This is a genomic window from Caulobacter sp. GW456-12-1-14-TSB4, assembly GCF_059424195.1.
The window spans coordinates 42,601-60,364 of record NZ_JBWKZF010000025.1 but is presented as its reverse complement, the minus strand read 5'-3'; the positions used below and the strand labels follow the sequence as shown (position 1 = coordinate 60,364).

Below are 17,764 nucleotides of genomic sequence, written 5' to 3'. Positions count from 1 at the left end.
GGGTAGGACTCGAACCTACGACCAGCCGGTTAACAGCCGGCTGCTCTACCACTGAGCTACCGCGGAACAGGTCGCTCTCAAGAAGAGGCCGGTTGATAGCCGCCTCGTCGAGTCGGCGCAAGCGGCGAAATCACTGACGCTTCGATCAAAAACGCACGGCGAAAACCGGCGAGGCGATACGATCTAGGCTGGGGAAAATCTTCGACCGAGCGAGGAAGAAGAGTGGCTCCGCGGGTAGGACTCGAACCTACGACCAGCCGGTTAACAGCCGGCTGCTCTACCACTGAGCTACCGCGGAACAGGTCGCTCTTTTGAAGAAGCCGGGTGATAGCCGCCTCACCGCACCGATGCAAGCACCGAATTTCAAAAAAATCAGCCCGGCTTGTGGCCGGGCTGTTGAAGTCAGTGATGTGGGTCGCCCTCAAAAGAAGACGGCCTGAACCTCGGACTTTATGGTTAATCAGATCTTAATTTCCAAAGCCCTGGCCATTTGGTCGCAGGCGTCGCGCGCCATCAGCCGGGACGCTTGGGAATCTCCAGGCCGCGCTGCACGGCCGGACGAGCCAGGCCCGCTTCCAGCCAGCGCGGCACGTGCTTCAGCGACGCCCAGTCGACCAGCTCGCCCGCTCCATAGAAGCCGATGAGGTTGCGAACCCAGCCCAGGGTGGCGATGTCGGCGATCGTGTAGTCGTCGCCCATGATCCAGGCGCGGGTGGCCAGGCGGTCCTCCAGCACGCCCAGCAGGCGCTTGCTCTCGGCGACGTAGCGGTCACGCGGACGCTTGTCCTCGTAGTCCTTGCCGGCGAAGCGGTGGAAGAAGCCCAGCTGGCCGAACATCGGGCCAATGGCCCCCATCTGGAACATGACCCACTGCAGGGTCTCATAGCGCGCCGCCGGATCGGCCGGCAGGAACTTGCCGGTCTTCTCGGCGAGGTAGACCAGGATCGCGCCGCTTTCGAACAGGCCCAGCGGCTTACCGCCCGGACCGTCGGGATCGATGATCGCCGGGATCTTGCCGTTCGGGTTCAGCGACAGGAATTCCGGACCCCAGGTCTCGTTCTTGGTGATGTCGATGGTGTGCGGCTCATAGGCCAGCCCGGTCTCCTCCAGCATGATCGAGACCTTCACCCCGTTGGGCGTCGGCAGCGAATAGAGCTGGATCCGGTCGGGATGCTGGGCGGGCCAGCGCTGGGTGATCGGGAAGGCGGACAGATCCGACATCGGAAACCTCGTTGATGGCGCTCGTAACGGCGCCGGTTGCATTTGGGAAAGCGCCCGCCGGTTTTCCAGAGCGGACCCAAAACGAGGCCGCGACGGTTCGGCCCATTTGATCCGGGCGCGAACATCGCTATCCGAGAGGACGAGAAACGCTCGGGGGGGCGACACCTTCATGACCACCGCAGACGATCACTGGCCGAAGACCCTGGAACGCGTGGTCGGCGCGCTCGAGTTCGAACGCGCCCCCACCGGCGCGACGGTCTCCAAGCCGCGCGGCGACACCAGCCAGCTGCCGGCCCTCGTGAACCTGGCCGTCCAGGCGGCCATCCAACTGGACAAGCGCGTCGCCGCCTCGGACGCCGCCGCTCCCGTCGATCGCAAGGCCATCCTGGCCCGCAAAGACATGGCCCGCGCCGTCATGGATGGTCAGTCGGCGATCTTCGTCACCGGTTACGCCACGGCCTACCGGCTGGAACTGGCCCGTATCCTGTGGGCGGGCATCGCCGACGCCCCGCGTCGGCGACTGGAAGAGATGGCGCGGCCCTGGGCGCCTTAGAAGCCTACCAGGCGCCGATGTTCGGCATCGAGACCCACGGCTCGGCCGGCGGCAAATGGCCTTCCTGCAGCAGTTCGATCGAGATGCCGTCCGGCGAGCGGACAAAGGCCATGTGGCCATCGCGCGGCGGACGGTTGATCGTCACGCCCATGTCCATCAGGCGCTGGCAGGCGGCGTAGATATCGTCGACGCGATAGGCCAGATGGCCAAAGTTGCGCGCGCCGCCGTAGTCCTCGTCGTCCCAGTTGTAGGTCAGCTCGACCATCGGGCCGTCGCGGTCGTTGGCCAGGTCGACGTCGTCCGGCGCGGCCAGGAAGACCAGGGTGAAGCGCCCCTTCTCGCTCTCCTTGCGGCGCATTTCGCGCAGGCCCAAGCCCTCGCAGAAGAACCGCAGCGAAGCGTCCAGATCGCGGACGCGGATCATGCTGTGTTGATAGCGCAAGACGAAGCTCCTCTAGTCGGTCACGCCCGGTATAGACACCGGTCCCAGGCGGGGAAATCCACTAAACGGGCTCGCGCTCGCGGGTCTGGCGACGCCACAGCGCCGCGTACTCTCCACCGGCCTCCAGCAGGACCTCGTGGCGACCGCGCTCGACGATCTTGCCCCGGCGCAGGACCACGATCTCGTCGGCGTCGGCGATGGTCGACAGACGGTGGGCCACGACCAGGGTCGTGCGCCCTGCTCTCGCCTTGCGCAGGGTCGCCTGGATCGCCGCCTCGGTGCGGCTGTCCAGGGCGCTGGTGGCCTCGTCCAGGATCAGCACGCGCGGCTCCGCCAGCAGCGCCCGGGCGATGCCCACCCGCTGGCGCTCGCCGCCGGAGAGCTTAAGGCCGCGCTCGCCGACCTTGGTGTCCATGCCCTCGGGCAGGTTGCGGATGAACTCGCCCAGCTCGGCGGACTCGGCGGCGGCCCAGACCTCGGTCATGTCGACGCCCGGACGGGCGAAGGCGATGTTGGCGGCCAGGGTGTCGTTGAACAGAGCCACATCCTGCGGCACCAGGGCCACCGCCCGGCGCAGCGAGGCTTGGCTGAGGTCGCGCAGGTCGTGGCCGTCCAGGGTGACGCGGCCTTCCTGCGGGTCGATCATCCGCAGGGCCAGGCGCACCAGGGTGGTCTTGCCCGCGCCCGAGGGGCCGACAATGGCCACCGTGGTTCCCGGCGCGACCGTCAGGGAGACATCCGACAGGCCCTCCGACCGCGCGCCATGGCGGAACGAGACGGCCTCGAAGGCCACCGCCCCGCCGCGCTGGTCGGCGCAGGGCGGCAGGTCCTGAGCATCCGGGGCGTCGGCGACGTCGGCGGTCTGGCGACGCAGCTCCAGCATCGCCTCCATGTCGATCAGCGACTGGCGGATTTCGCGATAGGCGAAGCCCAGGATGTTCAGCGGGGCGTAGAGGTTGATCAGGATCAGCACGGCGGCGGTGACGTCGCCCGGCCCGATCTTGCCCGTCGCCGCCTGCGCCCCGGCCAGCACGGCCATGCCGCCCAGGCCCAGGCTCATCACCGCCGACTGGACGATGTTCAGCAGGTTCAGCGAATTGGTGGCCTTGATCTGGGCCTCGCCATAGACGTCCAGCGCATTGCCATAGCCGGCCACGGCCCGCGTCTCGCCGCCGAACGACTTGACGGTCTCGTAGTTCAGCAGGGCGTCGACGGCCCGGCCGGCGGCCTCGGCGTCGGCCTCGTTCAACACCCGGCGGTGGCCGATCCGCCAGTCGGAGATGGCGAAGGTGGCGTAGCCGTAGACGCCCACCGTCAGCAGGGCCACGGCCGCGAACCGCCAGTCATAGGCTTTCGCCAGCACGATCGCGGCTATGACCAGCTCGACGGCGGTCGGGGCGACGTTGAAGACCAGACCCCGCAGCAGAAAGTCCATCGACCGCGCGCCGCGATCGATGGTCCGCGACAGGGCGCCGGTCCGCTTGGACTGGTGGAAGTCGATCGACAGCGACAGGGCGTGGGAGAAGGTCTCGACCGCCGCCCGGTTCTGGGCGGCCTGGGCCACCGGCGTGAACACCGCGTCACGCGCCTGGGGCGCGGCGGCGGAGATGAAACGGATCAAGGCCCAGCCGGCCGCCAGACCGGCGAAGGCCCAGGTGACGGCAGCCACCGCGCTCTGCCCAGCCGACAGCTGGTTCACGGCCTTGCCCAGCATCAGCGGCGCCAGCACGCCCAGCGCCTTGCCGGCCAGGGTCAGCAGCAGCGCCACGGTCACCCGCCATTTCAGGCCGGGAGCCTCCGAGCGCAGCACCAGGCTCACGAGGTCGCCCATGGCCCTCCAGAAGCGCACCGGCTGATCGGCCTTGGCGATCGCGCCCGCCACGGGCGCGCGGCCGGCCGAGGGCGGCCCGCCCATCCCTCTCATATTTGGCCCCTCACTGCGCGCTTCCGATCAGGTAGGTCGTCTGGATGCCGCCACCGGGGGTCAGCCAATCGACCCGCCAGCCGCCGGGCGTGCGGTCGGCGCGGACAGGGCCGTAGACCAGCGGCGCGGCGGGCGAGACAGCGATGGCGATGGCTGTCTCGCCGCCTTCCCCGGCCGCCTGGATGTCGTGGACGCCGGGCGCCAGCGCGTCGGTCAGCGAGATGTTGAAGCGGCCGTCGTCCTCCGTGCGACCGCCGCCCCGGGTGACGCGGTCGACGCGGACGTTCAGGCCCGCGCCGGGCGTCGCCACGCCAGAGACCACGGCGCCGCCCTCGCGGTCGACATCGATGGTCAGGATGCGCGGGGCGCTGGATTCGGCGGCCAGGCGACGCGCGCCAGCCCCGGCCCGCAGCAGCGCGACCTCACCGCCGTCGGCGACCATCACATAGCCCTCGGCCTGGACGGTGCGACCGTCCAGGGTCGACGACAGACCGAACAGACGCACGCCGGGCGCGTTGGGCACCGTGACGCTCCACTGGCCCAGGCCATCGACCTTGGCCATCATCACCTCGCCCGTCGGCGAGCCCAGGCGCAGATCGGCGTCCGGCGAGGCCTGGCCCGAAATGACAATGCCGTTGGCGGCGCGACGGGCGCTCACCAGGGTCGGCGGCCCCAGATAGCCAGCCTCGGCGCTGTCGGGCTTGGCGGCCGCCGGGGCGTTGGGCGTCGGCGCGCCAGGCTCGCAGGCGGCCAGCAGTACGGCGATGAAGCCCATCGCGAGAACCGGCGGCTTGAAAGCCCTGGAGCGAATCCTGATCATTAGGCCTCAAATAGGAACGGGCGCGCGAAACCGCGCGCCTTTTTTGTGGAGTGGACGACGATGCCCAACGAGTCTAGCCGCCTGGGGTCCGTCTGCGTCTACTGCGGATCCTCCAACGACGCCGATCCCCGCTACATCGCCGACGCCTTCACGATCGGCGAGAGCTTCGCCCACGCGGGGCTGAAGCTGATCTATGGCGGCGGCGGCGTCGGCCTGATGGGCGCCACGGCCCGCGGCGCGCATTCGGCCGGCGGCAAGGTGCTGGGCATCATCCCGACCTTCCTGCGCGGTCGCGAGCAGCCGTTCGACGACGTCGAGACCGTGGTCGTCGACAACATGCACGAGCGCAAGATGATGATGTACGAGCGGGCGGATTCGTTCGTCGTGCTGCCCGGCGGCATCGGCACGCTGGAAGAGATCGTGGAATTGTTATCTTGGCGCCGTTTAGATTTGCATCAGAAGCCGATTGTGTTCCATAACCCCGGCGGTTTCTGGGACCCGTTCTTCGCGCTGATCCAGCACACGATCGATGCGCGCCTGACCCCGCCCACCCTGGTCGACGCCTGGCGCTCGATCGAGAAGGCCGAGGACGTCACTCCCGCCCTGCTCGGCTGGGACGAGGAAATCTACCAATCGGGCGCACCGGCCACGCTTCGGCCATTGACTTAGTTTTCAAAAGCAACGCACTATGCCCTTGAGCCACCGTTCGTTGAACGGCGCGAGCTCATGCGCCGGAACTCCCATCCGGCGCGGGGATAGGAGACCAAGGATATGCGTACCGCTGTTTTCGCGGGCCTGGCGGCCTGCGCCCTGATGTTCGCCGGTTCGGCCAATGCCGCCGACACCCAAAGCGCTTCCCTGAAGCTGAAGACCGCCGCGACCACCGAGCAGTTCATCCACGAAGGCTCGGTCTGGCGCTGCAAGGACGACGCCTGCTCGTCGCTGACCGTGCCGTCGCTGCCGATCGCCCGCGCCTGCCGCCGGATCGCGGGCCAGGTGGGTGAGCTCACCGCCTTCAACTACCGCGGCAAGTCGCTGGACGAAGCCGGCCTCGCCGACTGCAACACGGCCGCCAAGAAGAGCTAAGGCTCTTTCGGGGCTGAAAAAGCAAAGGCCTCCGCCAGAGACTGGCGGAGGCCTTTTTCTTGAGGGCGTGGGACCCTGACGCGGTTACTTCCGTCCGGACTTCGTGGACGGCGACTTGGGCGGCTTCGAGCTTGGCCGACCTCCCACCAGCATGCCGCCCATCAGGGCGAACGAAAACATGGCGTGGTTCATCTTCGATACGTTCATGGCGGCGTCTCCCAGACATAGCCGTTAGGACCAGGAGACGCGCGCGGCTTACAGGGGCTTTCACCCTCCTAGTCGTCAGCGCGTCGACATCCAAGATGGCCCCAATGGCCGCGTTCGCAAGCGATTTTTGTCCGTATAAGGATCATATCAGCCTGCGGACAAATCCGATCCGCGCACTTTCTATTCAATCCGTATACGCATCTATTTTTCACCTCCGCCTTATGCGCAAAGCCTTTTCGGACAAGGGTTAACGCCGAAGACCGCCTCAGGCGCGAGTCGCGGGTCACGATGGCCGCCGAACAAAAAAATCGCCCGCGTCGGCGTGACGCAGGCGATTTCCTCTGGGTTCGGTCGATGTTCCGTGGGCGTCACCGCCCCGGACGCTACGCCGCGGCGTCGAACGACAGCGACTCATAGCGCTTCAGGTGATGATCGACCGAGCCGAACAGGCCCTCGATCAGGCTGGCGCGCTTGAAATAGTGGCCGATGGCCAGCTCGTCGGTCATGCCCATGCCGCCGTGGATCTGGATGGCGTTCTGGCCCACGAACTTGCAGGCGCGGCCGATGCGCACCTTCATGGCCGAGGCGGCCTTGGCGCGCTCGGCGGCGGCCTCGTCGACCTTGATGGTGGCCATGTAGGTCATCGACACCGACTGCTCGACCTCGATGAACATGTCGACCATCCGGTGCTGCAGCACCTGGAAGTTGGCGATCGACGTGCCGAACTGCTTGCGCTGCTTGGCGTAGTCCAGCGTGCCCTCGTGCAGCTTGCGCAGCACGCCCACGGCCTCGGCGCCGACGGCCACGGTGGCCTCGTCGATCACCTGGTTGACCAGGTCCAGGCCGTCTTCCGAGATCAGGGCGTCGGCCGGGATCGAGACGTTCTCGAAATAGACTTCCGAAGCGCGGCCGCCGTCGACGGTCGGGTAATCGCGGGTGACGACGCCCGGCAGGCTCTTGTCGATCAGGAACACGCCGACGCCGCCGGCGTCGCGCTGAGCGCCGCCCGTGCGGGCCGTGACGATCAGGTGGCTGGCGAACGGCGCGCCGACCACCACGGCCTTGTGGCCGTTCAGGACCCATCCCGAACCGTCCTTCTTGGCCGTCGTCTTCAGGTCCTGCCAGGTGTAGCGGCCCTGCGGCTCGGCATAGGCGAAAGCGACGGTGGTCGTACCGCCGACGATGCCCTCGATCACCGAGGCCGCGCCCGCATAGCCCGAGTGCTTCATGAAGCCGCCGCCGATGACGACGGTGCCCAGGTAAGGCTCGATGACCAGCGCCTTACCGAACTCCTCCATGATGATCATGTTGTCGATGGCGCCGCCGCCCAGGCCGCCCAGCTCTTCGCTGAACGCGGCGCCCAGGATGCCCAGCTCCTCGGCGAAGGCCTTCCAGTAGTCGGCGCGCCAGCCGGCGTCCGAGCTGACGATCTTGCGGCGGGTCTCGAAGTCGTACTTGTCCTGCAGGAAGCTCGCGACCGTGTCGCGGACCATCGACTGCTCTTCGGTGAAGTTGAAATCCATCCCTGGGTTTCCGTTCTTTTTGATTGTCATCCCGGCCGCAGCGAAGCGAAGAGCCGGGATCGTCAAAGTCACTGAATTCGGCGGTCCCGGATCGCGCCTCCGGCGCGTCCGGGATGACAGGTCGGCGCGTTAGAGCCCCAGCACCATCTTGGCGATGATGTTGCGCTGGATCTCGTTGGAGCCGCCGTAGATCGACGTCTTGCGGACGTTGAAATAGGTCGGCGCCGCGCGGTGGGCGAAGTCGGGGCCGATCGGATGGGCGTTGTCGCCGTCCTTCGGGAAGCCGCGGAAATACGGCGCGCCATAGTGGCCGGCCGCTTCCAGCACCAGCTCGGTGATCCGCTGCTGGATCTCGGTGCCCTTGATCTTCAGGACGCTGGATTCCGGACCGGGGCCCTTGCCGGCCGCTTCACCGGCCAGGGTGCGCAGTTCGGTATATTCCAGGGCCGTCAGGTCGATCTCCAGCTCGGCGACCTTGCGCTTGAACATCGGATCCTTGATCAGCGCGTCGCCGTCGTCCGACAGCTCGACCGAAGCGATCTGGCGGATGCGCTCGATGCCGCGCTTGGACCGGGCGACGCCGGCGATGCCGCTACGCTCGTGGGCCAGCAGGAACTTGGCGCAGGTCCAGCCCTTGTTCTCGTCGTAGATGCGGTTCTCGACCGGCACCTTGACGTTCTCGAGCCAGACCTCGTTGACCTCGTGCTCGCCGCCCAGGGTGATGATCGGACGCACCGTCACGCCCGGCGACTTCATGTCGATCAGCAGGAACGAGATGCCTTCCTGGATCTTGGCGGCCGGGTCGGTGCGGACGAGGCAAAAGATCCAGTCGCCATGCTGGGCCAGGGTGGTCCAGGTCTTCTGGCCGTTGACCAGGTAGTATTCCTTGCCGTCGTCGCCGGTGAAGCGCTCAGCCTTGGTCTTGAGGCTGGCGAGGTCCGAACCGGCGCCCGGCTCGCTGTAGCCCTGCGACCACCAGATGTCGCCCGACAGGGTCGGCGGCAGGAAGCGTTCCTTCTGCTCGGGAGTCCCGAACGTGTAGATCACCGGGCCGACCATGTTGATGCCGAACGGCAGGATCGGCACGCAGTCGGCGCGGGCGGTCTCTTCCGACCAGATATAGCGCTGCACCGAGGTCCAGCCCGGACCGCCGAACTTCTCCGGCCAGGCCGGCGCGACCCAGCCCTTCTTGGCGAGGGTGCGATGCCAGGAGAGGAAGTCCTCCTTTGCCATCTCCTCGCCCTCTTCCTGCTTCTCCCGCAGGCCCGCCGGATAGTTCTCGGCAATGAAGGCGCGAACCTCGTCTCGGAAGGCGAGGTCCTCGGGCGAGAAGTCCAGATTCATGGCGGGCTCCCGTTCAATCGGCCCCTCTGCGGGAGGCCGTTATTTGAGTTTCAGGCGCCACGATAGATGTCGAACGAGCGTTTGGAAAGATGACGTTAGCGTCAACGGAAGTGAATGTTATCCGCGTTCACTTGAGCCGCTCCAAAAACCCTAGCGGACCTCGCAGGCCAGCTTGACGAGGGCCAGGGCCGAGGCGCCGCCAACCCCTTCCTCGTCCAGGGTATCGAGCGCCAGAAGCGGACGCTTGTCGAGGATTTCGAGCAGGCGCGCGTGACCCTTGGCCGGGCTGACATGGGCGGCCAGGCAGTGGTCGATGGCGGTCGGCTCGACGGCCCGCAGCACGGCGGCGGCGGCGCAGGCGGCGTAACCGTCCAGCAGCACCGGCACCTTCTGGACGCGAGCGGCCAGGATCGCGCCGACGACGGCGGCGGTCTCGCGGCCGCCCAGCTGGCGCAGGATTTCCAGCGGATCATCGCCCATGCCCTCGGCCTGGGCCCGCGCAACAGCGGCGGCCACGCGCTCTGGATCGTCCGACCAGTCCGAGGCCTCGCCGCCGAACAGCGCCAGGCACACGGCGGCGGCCGTGCGGGCGGCCTCGGCGACGATGACGCCGGGAATCAGCAGGTCGGGCTGCTTGGCCAGGGCCTCCATGCCGAAGGCCATGGTGGCGGCGGCTTCCTTCTCGCTCATCGAAGCTTGCCCGATGAAGTCCGGCGACGGGCGGTCGATGGCCAGGTCGAAGGCCTCCAGGCCCGCGCCCTGAACGCCGGCCAGGCGCGAAACGGTCGCCCCGCCCGAGGCGATGGCCTCCAGCCGATCGCGGGCATAGCCGCGCGGACCGACGCCCTGGCGTGCGCCGGCGTACAGCGCCACGACCGGGCGATTGACGGCCGGCGGAGTCTTGCCGCTCCAGGCGGTCAGCCAGGCGGAAATCTCGGCCAGGCGTCCGCCCTGCTCCAGCGCCGGAGACGGTCCCGGCGCGGGCGGCGAGACGGCGAGCTGGCGGATGTCGGCGAAAGGAGAAGCGGTCATGGGCGGGGACTTAAACCCGTCCGCGCTCAAAGCAACCCCTAGAGCCCACGCTTGCGCGCCGCCGCCTGAGCTACGATGTTCGAAAGGATGAGCACGCCAACCGCCCCGCCCCGCCCGATCGTCACGCCCTGCGTGAAGGTCTGCGCGGTCGACGGCGCCAGCGGCTATTGCCTGGGCTGCCGTCGGACCCTGCCGGAAATCGCCGGCTGGGCGAAGCTGTCGGACGCGGAAAGGGCGGCCATCATGACCGCCCTCCCCGACCGTCCGGATCCGATGATCGCCCTGATGGCGGCCACCCAGACCCGGTCTTAAGTCTTAGCGCGAAGCCTGCGCCGAGCCGATGTACGGCGCGCAGATCTGGTCGCGCTCGGCGATCAGCTTCAGCTTGGCGTTACCGTTGGCCGAGTCCGCCTTCTTGCGGGTGTTGTTCATCTTGGTGACGGCCTCGATGCGGGTCGATTGCTTCTGCTCGGCGGCCGCGCCGCGCAGGAAGGCCTCGACGGCCGTGGTGTCCAGCTTGCCCAGGTTCTCCGAGGCGGCCAGGGCGCTGCAGCGCGAGGCCTCGACGAACTGCTTGTCGGACGAACCGGCGTGAGCAACGCCAGCGATGGAGCCTGCGGCGACGAGCGCGATAAGGACGGCTTTCATGGCGTGATCCCTCTGTAGCCATTTGTTCTATGGCCGACAGAGATACCGCCCAGCGAAAGCTTCCTGAAGTTAATTCCAAGACATGAAAAGCATTACGCAGACGTAATGTAGAATATTAAAACCCTGTAATGCGAACAACGCCTAGTACAGATCTATGCTTGTTATGATATTGGTAACCATGACGTGAAAATCGCATTGCTGATTCACGCCTTGAAAACGCCTGCCCGCTAATGATTTAGGCAACGGACGCAGAAGCGGCCGAGATGGCAGGGTGTCTTTATGTTGAGGTTCGCGGCGATAGCCTTCGTGGGGGCCCTCTCGGCGGTGGGCGCGGCCAAGGCCGTCGTCTCCCTCGATGATCTGCGCCGTCCGGAGTTGCGCGCCCCGTCGGCCGCGGCGGCCACGCTCGGCGGCGCCGAAGGCGGCGCGGCCCAGCTGACCAAGGACCGTGACGGCCACTTCTGGGCCCAGGGCAATGTCGACGGAAAAGCCGTGCGCTTCCTGGTCGATACCGGCGCCACCGCCGTCTCGCTCAGCATGGCCGACGCCCAGCGCCTGGGCATCGACACCAGCAAGCTGAACTACGACTACAACGTCATCACCGCCGATGGCCGCACCCGCGCCGCCTCGGTCAAGCTGGCCAGCGTCGCCATCGCCGGCGCACGCGTCCGCGACGTCGACGCCCTGGTCATCGAGAAGGGTCTCGAGAACTCGCTGCTGGGCATGAGCTATCTGGGCCGCCTGTCGCGTTTCGAAGCGACCCCGACCTCGCTGATCCTGCACCCGTAGGGCTTTAGACGGCAGGAGCCTCGATCCGCTCCTCGCGCGCCGCCAAGGCCGCGCGCACGGCGTCCAGCGCCCGATCCACCACATCCAGGCCCGCGCCAGCCTTGACGCCCTCGACCGTCAGGATGCGCCGCCACGCCCGCGCGCCCGGCAGGCCGTGGAACAGGCCCAGCATGTGCCGGCTCATGGCCGCCAGATGCACGCCCGCCGCCAGCTCACGCGCCAAGTACGGCTTGTAGCGCTCGACCGCCTCGAAGCTGTCGACATCAGCGACATCCAGGCCGAACACCCGCCGATCGACTTCGCCCAGCAAGCCGGCCTCGTGATAGGCCGCGCGACCCAGCATCACGCCATCGACGCCATTGGCCAGATGCTCCAGCGCCGCATCGACGCCGGGCACGCCGCCATTGATGGCGATGGTCAGGTTCGGCCGCTCGCGCTTGAGCCGATAGACCAGCTCGTAGTCCAACGGCGGAATGTCCCGGTTCTCCTTGGGCGACAGGCCCTTCAGCCAGGCCTTGCGGGCGTGGACCACGAAACTGTCAATCCCCGCCGCCGCGCTGCGATCGACCAGGGTGAACAGCGCCTCTTCCGGATCCTGGTCATCGACCCCGATCCGGCACTTCACCGTGGCGGGGACCTTCACCGCGTCCTTGATCGCCGCCATGCACTCGGCCACGAGGTCGGGTTCGCGCATCAGGCAGGCCCCGAACCGGCCGCTCTGCACCCGGTCCGACGGACAGCCGACGTTCAGATTGACCTCGTCATAGCCGTAGTCTTCGGCGATCCGCGCCGCCTGCGCCAGCTCGGCCGGATCCGACCCGCCCAGCTGCAGCGCCACCGGATGCTGCCCCGGGTCATAACCCAGCAGCTTCTCCCGATCGCCATGCACCACCGCCCCGCTGGTCACCATCTCGGTATAGAGCAGCGCGCGCGACGACATGACCCGATGCAGCGACCGGCAATGCCGATCGGTCCAGTCCATCATAGGCGCAACAGAAAATTTCGTCATAAGTATTTGATTTTATTAGATAAATTTCTTGAGAATCGTGCCCATGGCGGACTGGACCGACTGACGTGTGATTTCAATTACTTAGAGGACTTTCGTGTGCAATTACATGCCGAATTTTGGCCGTGGCTGCACACGAACGACGGACGTGTGCAGTCTGCCGACGAGGCTGGCTACTTCCGCCAGCGCGAGGGCGCTGCATGGCCGCCTGGCTCTGCGGTTGAGCGCTTGGCCCCGGCGTCCGCCCAGGCTTGAAGGTCCGAAAGTGCATACACCACCCGGCCGCCAAGCTTGCGATAGACGGGCCCGTCACCGGTCACTCGCAACTTAGCTAGCGTGCTGGGGGACAAGCACAGGAATGCTCCTGCCTCATTGGCGCGGAGGAATTTCTGGGTAGGTCCATTATCGCTAAGCTCAGTCATTACAACCGTCCGACCAACTCAACGGCAGTGTTATATTATAACACTCCATGGTGTCGCAAGTCTGGTTGTTTGAGGCGGCCTACAGCGGCGTGAAAGGATGGCGGCTGGCGACTTCACCGTTCCATAACCGCCCCTGACGAAAGCGAGGCGATCCCCCTCCCCAGCCGGCCCAAAGGTCTGTGTCGCCAGCTGGATAGCGCCAACTGCAGACATGAGAGCCCCTCCAGAAATGCGACCTTGGCAGAGGCGCACCGACCGCCCACGTCGGTCCGAAGCACGCCTATCTCAAAGGGTGCAGGCGCGAAGAAAGCCGCCCAAGTCGGCCTGCGGGGGTCGGTAGAGGGCGTTTTCACGCCCTCTACCGCATTGTTTTAGGTCAGCGCTCCGCCGTCGACATTCAGGATCGTCCCGGTGATATGACGCGCGGCAGCCGAGGCCAGGAACGCGACCGCGGCGGCCACGTCTTCAGGCTTGCCATAGCGGCCAAGCGGGATCAGCGAGCGCTGGAAATCGGAGAACTCACCATCGGCTGGGTTCATGTCGGTGTCGGTAGAGCCCGGCTGGACCAGGTTCACGGTGATGTCGCTCGGACCAAGTTCACGGGCGAGGCCCCGGTTGAACGACTGCAGCGCCGACTTGGTCATGTAGTAGGCCGCGCCCGCATCGCCCACGATGCGGTCGGCGCCCGCCGAGCCGATTGTGATGACGCGACCGCCGGCTTTCAGGTGCGGGATCGCCGCCTGGGCCGCGAAAATCGGCGAGCGCACGTTCACCGCCAGCAAGGCGTCGACATCCTCCTGGCTGATCTCGGCGAATGGGGCGTAACGGGCGATGGCGGCGTTGTTGACTAGAATGTCGAGACCGCCGAGCGCAGCGGCCGCCTCGTCCACCGACCGCTTCACCGCCGCGACGTCGGCGCTGTCGGCCTGGATGGCGACGGCTTTGCGGCCCTTGGCCTCAATAGCCCCAACGACGTCCGCAGCCTTATCGGCGGCGCGTTCGTAAGTGATGGCGACGTCCGCCCCTTGCTCGGCCAGTTCCAGGGCGATTGCGGCCCCAATGCCTCGGGAGGCGCCTGTCACCAGGGCGCGCTTGCCAGCCAAATTCGTCATGTCGGTCCGCAGTCCGCTTCTAGAGTGATCGATACACAAATAGTTGGGCAGGTTGCCGGGCCGGTTCAAGGGACTTATCTATCGATCGATGCAGAATTCAGGACGAGATACGGAAAGTGGTGCAATGCCCGCCGGGCGCGGACGCGGCCGCCCGCGTGCGTTCGACCGCGACGCAGCGCTGGCCCAGGCGACGCGGCTGTTCTGGGAGAAGGGCTATGAGGCCACGTCCATTTCCGACCTGACCGCAGCGATGGGGATCGGCGCGCCCAGCCTTTACGCGGCGTTCGGCTCGAAGGAAGCGCTGTATGACGCAGCGCTCGAGTACTATCGCCGGACTTACGACGAGATGGGCTGGGGCGGGTTTCGGGCCGGCGCAACGGCGCGCGACGCGGTGGCGGCGTGGCTGCTGGACTCCGCCGCCGCTTTGACCGGTTCGCTGTGCGACATGCCCCGGGGCTGCATGGTGACTTTGTCGATGGTCGGCGACGAAGGCCACGCTGTTCTGGGCGAGAGGGTTCGCGCGGCGCGCCTCGGCAGTCTTGAGCGGCTCAAGGCGCGATTGAGCCGAGGTGCCGTGGACGGCGAGCTTCGGGCCGGAATCGACGTTCACGCCTTCGCTCGCTTTATTCAGACGGTCCAGAGCGGGATGTCGATCCTGGCGCGGGACGGCGCGACGCGGGAAGAGCTGGAGGCCGTGGCGCGGATCGCAATGCTGAACTTCCCCGTGCGCGAAGACCGAAGCTCGTAAGCGTCGAATGCGCTGAGGCGCGACTACGCGCCACTCTCACACATCGACTTGAAATCGGAAGGCGAACTCAAGCCAGGACCATCACGCAGGTCAAGAGACGGGACCGTCCGCCCGCTCCAGGATCGCGCCGATCCTGCGGGCGAGGTGGTCGATCGCGAAGGGCTTGGTGATGATCTCCATGCCCTCAGCCAGGAACGCGGCCTGGTCGGCGGCCTGCTCGGCATAGCCAGTCATGAACAGAATCGGCAGGTTGGGCCGGCTCTCCCGGGCAATCTCCGCGAGCTGGCGGCCGTTCATTCCCGGTAGCCCCACATCGCTGATCATTAGGTCGATCGGACGCCGCGACTGCAGGATCGGCGTGGCGTCGCGGCCGCCTTCGGTTTCGATGGCGCGATAGCCGAGCTCCTCCAACACCTGGATGACCAGCATCCGGACCGACGGGTCGTCCTCGACGACCAGCACTGTCTCACCGGCGCCGATGTGGGTGGCGTCTTCAAGATCGGCCTCCACCTCGGCGATGTCGCCGTGGTGACGTGGCAGATAGAGGCGGATGGTCGTACCGACACCTTCCTGGCTCTCGATCTCGACATGGCCGCGCGATTGCTGGACGAAGCCGTAGATCATCGACAGGCCAAGTCCGGTGCCCTGCCCCAACGGCTTGGTCGTGAAGAACGGGTCGAAGACCTTGTTCAGGATGTCGGGCGACATACCCAGGCCGGTGTCGGAGACGCTGAGCTCGACATAGTCACCCGGCTCTGCGCGGTCGCTCTTGGCCAGCCGCTCGGCCGACAGCGAAACGTTGCGCGACGCGATCGTCAGCCGCCCGCCTTGGGGCATGGCGTCGCGCGCGTTGATCGCTAGGTTGAGGATGGCGCTTTCCAGCTGATTGTCGTCGGCGACGACCGTCCAGACATCCTTGGCGACGGTGGTCTCGAGGCGGACCTGTTCGCCCAGTGTCCGCCTGAGCATGTCCTCCATCGATCCGACCAGCGTCTCGACGTCCAGTGGTCGGCTGTCCAGGGACTGGCGGCGCGAGAAGGCCAGCAGACGATGGGTGAGCGCCGCCGCGCGCAGCCCAGACTGCATCGCTGCTTCCAGGAAGCGATCAGCGTCTGCGACACGGCCCTCGCCGATCCGGCGGCGGACCATGTCGATGCCGCCCAATATGCCGGTCAACATGTTGTTGAAATCGTGGGCCAGACCGCCGGTCAGCTGGCCGACGGCCTCCATCTTCTGGCTCTGGCGCAGCTGGTCTTCCAACAGCTTGCGCTGGGTGATGTCACGGCCGACGGCATAGACGACATCGCCTTCGGGCACCGCGGTCCAGTTGATCCAACGATAGGCGCCGTCCTTGGCCAGAACACGACAATCGAAGTCGGCGACCGCGTCGCCGGCGAGCAGTCCCGCTGCGCGTTCGAGCGCATGGGCCTTGTCGTCGGGATGGACCAGCCCCCCCATAGGCACGCCGACGAGATCGGCGGCGTCGTAGCCGAGCAGGTCCCTCCAGGCCGGGTTGATCGCGCGATAGACGCCAGCACGGTCGCCGATGCTGAGCAGATCGCGCGACAGGTTCCAGATCCGGTCGCGCTCCTGTTGGCTGACCTCGACCCGCTCCTCGAGCGCCGCCGCCAAGGTCCGCAGGCGCGCCTCCGAACGTTTGGTGGCCGTGCTGTCGTAAAGCACCCCGATAAAGCTGACGCCACCGGTCGGCGCCTGCTGGTATTCGCCTCGGCAGACAAGCCAGCGCTCTTCGCCGGTATCCGCGCGGCGGATGCGGAATTCGTGGAAGGCCGCGCCGATGTCCGTCTCGCGCTCGCGCCCGCTGATCAGCGGCGGGTCGTCGGGATGCATGACCGAATTGATCGTGCGGATCGGCAGGCTGCGCGCGGGCTGCAGGCCAAGCAATCGGCAGAACTCGTCGGAAACCTCGGCCGTGCCGAAGCCGCTCAGATATTCGAAACTGCCGATGCCGCCGGCGGTCTGGGCGATCCGTAGCCGCTCTTCGACGCGCTTCTGGTCGGTGATGTCGGCCAGGACACCAGAGAACCGGACCGGGTTCTCCTGCTCGTCCAGGAAGGTCCGACCGCGCGCCGAAACCCAGCGCACCTCGCCGTCGATCACGACGCGGTAGTCGCGCGCGAAGACCTCGGCGCCGTTCAGGGCCCCGGCCACGGCGATCTTCAGGCGCATGCGGTCCGGCGCGAAGACGGTGTCGAAGAACACCGAGGTGGGCAGTCCCTGTGAGGCCGCGACGGAATCCAAGCCATAGAGGCTGGCGAAGCGCGCGTCGGCGACCAGACGGCCGCTGGCGATATCCCACTCCCAGGCGCCGGCCGCGCCGGCCACGGCCTGGGCGACCCGCAGCCGCTCCTTGGCCTCGATCAGGCGCTGGCGCGTCAGGTTGAGTTCGCGGCCGAGATCTTCGTTACGGTACTCGCCGCTCACATCAGCCTGTGTGGCGATGCGGAACGCCGGGCGCCCCGCCGCATCCGTGACGGTGGTGATGTTCAGACGATTCCAGAACTTGGAGCCATCCCGACGGGCATTCAGCAGGTCGACGTTGGCTGCGCCGGCCGCGGCCAGGGCGGCGGCGATCCGCGCGACCGTGTCGGCGTCAGTCTCGGCGGTCTGCAGGAAGCGACAGTTGCGGCCGACGACCTCGGCGGCGTCGTAGCCGGTCAGGGCCTCGAAGGCAGCGTTAACGAAGACGATAGGGTCGTCCTTGCGGCGCGGGTCACTGACGGTGACCGCCATGCCCGAACCGACCAACGCATCGAACAGCGGACCGGCCAGGGCGCGCAAGGCGTCCAGGTCCGCGGCCGCCCCCCGGTTCACTCGGCGGATCGCTGGATCGACGATGTCACTCATGACCTCGCTACAACGCCAA

General features: G+C 66.8%; 19 protein-coding genes and 1 tRNA gene. 6 read left to right on the top strand and 14 right to left on the bottom strand.

Features of this window, described 5'->3' with window-relative positions; all coding sequences use genetic code 11:
- Window positions 1-223 precede the first annotated feature (223 nt).
- Window positions 224-298, bottom strand: a tRNA-Asn gene (locus AC07YH_RS20190).
- A gap of 215 nt (window positions 299-513) precedes the next feature.
- Window positions 514-1,221, bottom strand: a complete 708-nt coding sequence (locus tag AC07YH_RS20185; protein WP_494748749.1) for a glutathione S-transferase N-terminal domain-containing protein — start codon at window positions 1,219-1,221, stop codon at window positions 514-516.
- 169 nt (window positions 1,222-1,390) lie between these two features.
- Here AC07YH_RS20185 and AC07YH_RS20180 point away from each other — a divergent pair, with 169 nt between their 5' ends.
- Complete coding sequence (locus tag AC07YH_RS20180; RefSeq protein ID WP_494748748.1) at window positions 1,391-1,774, top strand: hypothetical protein; 384 nt, start codon at window positions 1,391-1,393, stop codon at window positions 1,772-1,774.
- 4 nt (window positions 1,775-1,778) lie between these two features.
- Here the strand turns inward: AC07YH_RS20180 and AC07YH_RS20175 are convergent, their stop codons facing one another.
- The 3 genes from AC07YH_RS20175 to AC07YH_RS20165 all read right to left on the bottom strand — a co-directional run bounded on the left by AC07YH_RS20175 (window position 1,779) and on the right by AC07YH_RS20165 (window position 4,960).
- Window positions 1,779-2,216: a VOC family protein gene (locus tag AC07YH_RS20175; RefSeq protein ID WP_494748747.1), complete on the bottom strand. Its 438-nt coding sequence runs from the start codon at window positions 2,214-2,216 to the stop codon at window positions 1,779-1,781.
- Between the two features lie 61 nt (window positions 2,217-2,277).
- The gene (locus AC07YH_RS20170; protein ID WP_494748746.1) at window positions 2,278-4,140 is read right to left on the bottom strand and encodes an ABCB family ABC transporter ATP-binding protein/permease; all 1,863 of its coding nucleotides are present in this window, start codon (window positions 4,138-4,140) and stop codon (window positions 2,278-2,280) included.
- 10 nt (window positions 4,141-4,150) lie between these two features.
- Entirely contained in the window at window positions 4,151-4,960 is an 810-nt protein-coding gene (locus AC07YH_RS20165) for a hypothetical protein (protein WP_494748745.1), read from the bottom strand.
- Window positions 4,961-5,020: 60 nt separating this feature from the next.
- Between AC07YH_RS20165 and AC07YH_RS20160 the strand changes: the two genes are divergently transcribed.
- On the top strand, window positions 5,021-5,629 hold the full coding sequence (locus AC07YH_RS20160) for an LOG family protein (RefSeq protein WP_494748744.1): 609 nt from the start codon (window positions 5,021-5,023) through the stop codon (window positions 5,627-5,629).
- Between the two features lie 102 nt (window positions 5,630-5,731).
- Window positions 5,732-6,046 (top strand): CC_3452 family protein, encoded by a 315-nt coding sequence (locus AC07YH_RS20155; protein ID WP_494748743.1) that lies wholly within the window; start codon window positions 5,732-5,734, stop codon window positions 6,044-6,046.
- An 84-nt stretch (window positions 6,047-6,130) separates the two neighbouring features.
- Here AC07YH_RS20155 and AC07YH_RS20150 read toward each other — a convergent pair whose 3' ends face one another.
- The 4 genes from AC07YH_RS20150 to AC07YH_RS20135 all read right to left on the bottom strand — a co-directional run bounded on the left by AC07YH_RS20150 (window position 6,131) and on the right by AC07YH_RS20135 (window position 10,152).
- Window positions 6,131-6,268, bottom strand: a complete 138-nt coding sequence (locus tag AC07YH_RS20150) for a hypothetical protein (RefSeq protein WP_143324462.1) — start codon at window positions 6,266-6,268, stop codon at window positions 6,131-6,133.
- Window positions 6,269-6,636: 368 nt separating this feature from the next.
- On the bottom strand, window positions 6,637-7,776 hold the full coding sequence (locus AC07YH_RS20145) for an acyl-CoA dehydrogenase family protein (protein ID WP_494748742.1): 1,140 nt from the start codon (window positions 7,774-7,776) through the stop codon (window positions 6,637-6,639).
- 129 nt (window positions 7,777-7,905) lie between these two features.
- Window positions 7,906-9,120 carry an acyl-CoA dehydrogenase family protein gene (locus AC07YH_RS20140; protein ID WP_494748741.1) on the bottom strand — a complete coding sequence of 405 codons (1,215 nt, stop codon included), beginning with the start codon at window positions 9,118-9,120 and terminating at the stop codon, window positions 7,906-7,908.
- A gap of 150 nt (window positions 9,121-9,270) precedes the next feature.
- Window positions 9,271-10,152, bottom strand: a complete 882-nt coding sequence (locus AC07YH_RS20135) for a nicotinate-nucleotide--dimethylbenzimidazole phosphoribosyltransferase (RefSeq protein WP_494748740.1) — start codon at window positions 10,150-10,152, stop codon at window positions 9,271-9,273.
- Window positions 10,153-10,239: 87 nt separating this feature from the next.
- On the opposite strand from AC07YH_RS20135, the gene AC07YH_RS20130 reads away from it, so the two are divergent.
- A complete protein-coding gene (locus AC07YH_RS20130; protein ID WP_494617752.1) occupies window positions 10,240-10,464 on the top strand; it encodes a DUF1289 domain-containing protein in 225 nt (74 codons plus the stop codon).
- 3 nt (window positions 10,465-10,467) lie between these two features.
- Here the strand turns inward: AC07YH_RS20130 and AC07YH_RS20125 are convergent, their stop codons facing one another.
- Window positions 10,468-10,800: a hypothetical protein gene (locus AC07YH_RS20125; RefSeq protein WP_494748739.1), complete on the bottom strand. Its 333-nt coding sequence runs from the start codon at window positions 10,798-10,800 to the stop codon at window positions 10,468-10,470.
- 279 nt (window positions 10,801-11,079) lie between these two features.
- Between AC07YH_RS20125 and AC07YH_RS20120 the strand changes: the two genes are divergently transcribed.
- Complete coding sequence (locus AC07YH_RS20120; protein ID WP_494748738.1) at window positions 11,080-11,589, top strand: TIGR02281 family clan AA aspartic protease; 510 nt, start codon at window positions 11,080-11,082, stop codon at window positions 11,587-11,589.
- Window positions 11,590-11,593: 4 nt separating this feature from the next.
- On the opposite strand, the gene dusA is transcribed toward AC07YH_RS20120, so the two are convergent.
- The 3 genes from dusA to AC07YH_RS20105 all read right to left on the bottom strand — a co-directional run bounded on the left by dusA (window position 11,594) and on the right by AC07YH_RS20105 (window position 14,198).
- The gene (dusA, locus tag AC07YH_RS20115) at window positions 11,594-12,598 is read right to left on the bottom strand and encodes a tRNA dihydrouridine(20/20a) synthase DusA (protein WP_494748737.1); all 1,005 of its coding nucleotides are present in this window, start codon (window positions 12,596-12,598) and stop codon (window positions 11,594-11,596) included.
- 170 nt (window positions 12,599-12,768) lie between these two features.
- Window positions 12,769-13,017 carry a helix-turn-helix transcriptional regulator gene (locus AC07YH_RS20110; RefSeq protein ID WP_494748736.1) on the bottom strand — a complete coding sequence of 83 codons (249 nt, stop codon included), beginning with the start codon at window positions 13,015-13,017 and terminating at the stop codon, window positions 12,769-12,771.
- A gap of 371 nt (window positions 13,018-13,388) precedes the next feature.
- Complete coding sequence (locus AC07YH_RS20105) at window positions 13,389-14,198, bottom strand: SDR family NAD(P)-dependent oxidoreductase (RefSeq protein ID WP_494748735.1); 810 nt, start codon at window positions 14,196-14,198, stop codon at window positions 13,389-13,391.
- A gap of 55 nt (window positions 14,199-14,253) precedes the next feature.
- On the opposite strand from AC07YH_RS20105, the gene AC07YH_RS20100 reads away from it, so the two are divergent.
- The gene (locus AC07YH_RS20100) at window positions 14,254-14,877 is read left to right on the top strand and encodes a TetR/AcrR family transcriptional regulator (protein ID WP_494748734.1); all 624 of its coding nucleotides are present in this window, start codon (window positions 14,254-14,256) and stop codon (window positions 14,875-14,877) included.
- A gap of 90 nt (window positions 14,878-14,967) precedes the next feature.
- Here AC07YH_RS20100 and AC07YH_RS20095 read toward each other — a convergent pair whose 3' ends face one another.
- Window positions 14,968-17,745, bottom strand: coding sequence for a PAS domain-containing protein (locus AC07YH_RS20095; protein ID WP_494748733.1), 2,778 nt, complete (start codon window positions 17,743-17,745; stop codon window positions 14,968-14,970).
- Between the last annotated feature and the right edge of the window lie 19 nt (window positions 17,746-17,764).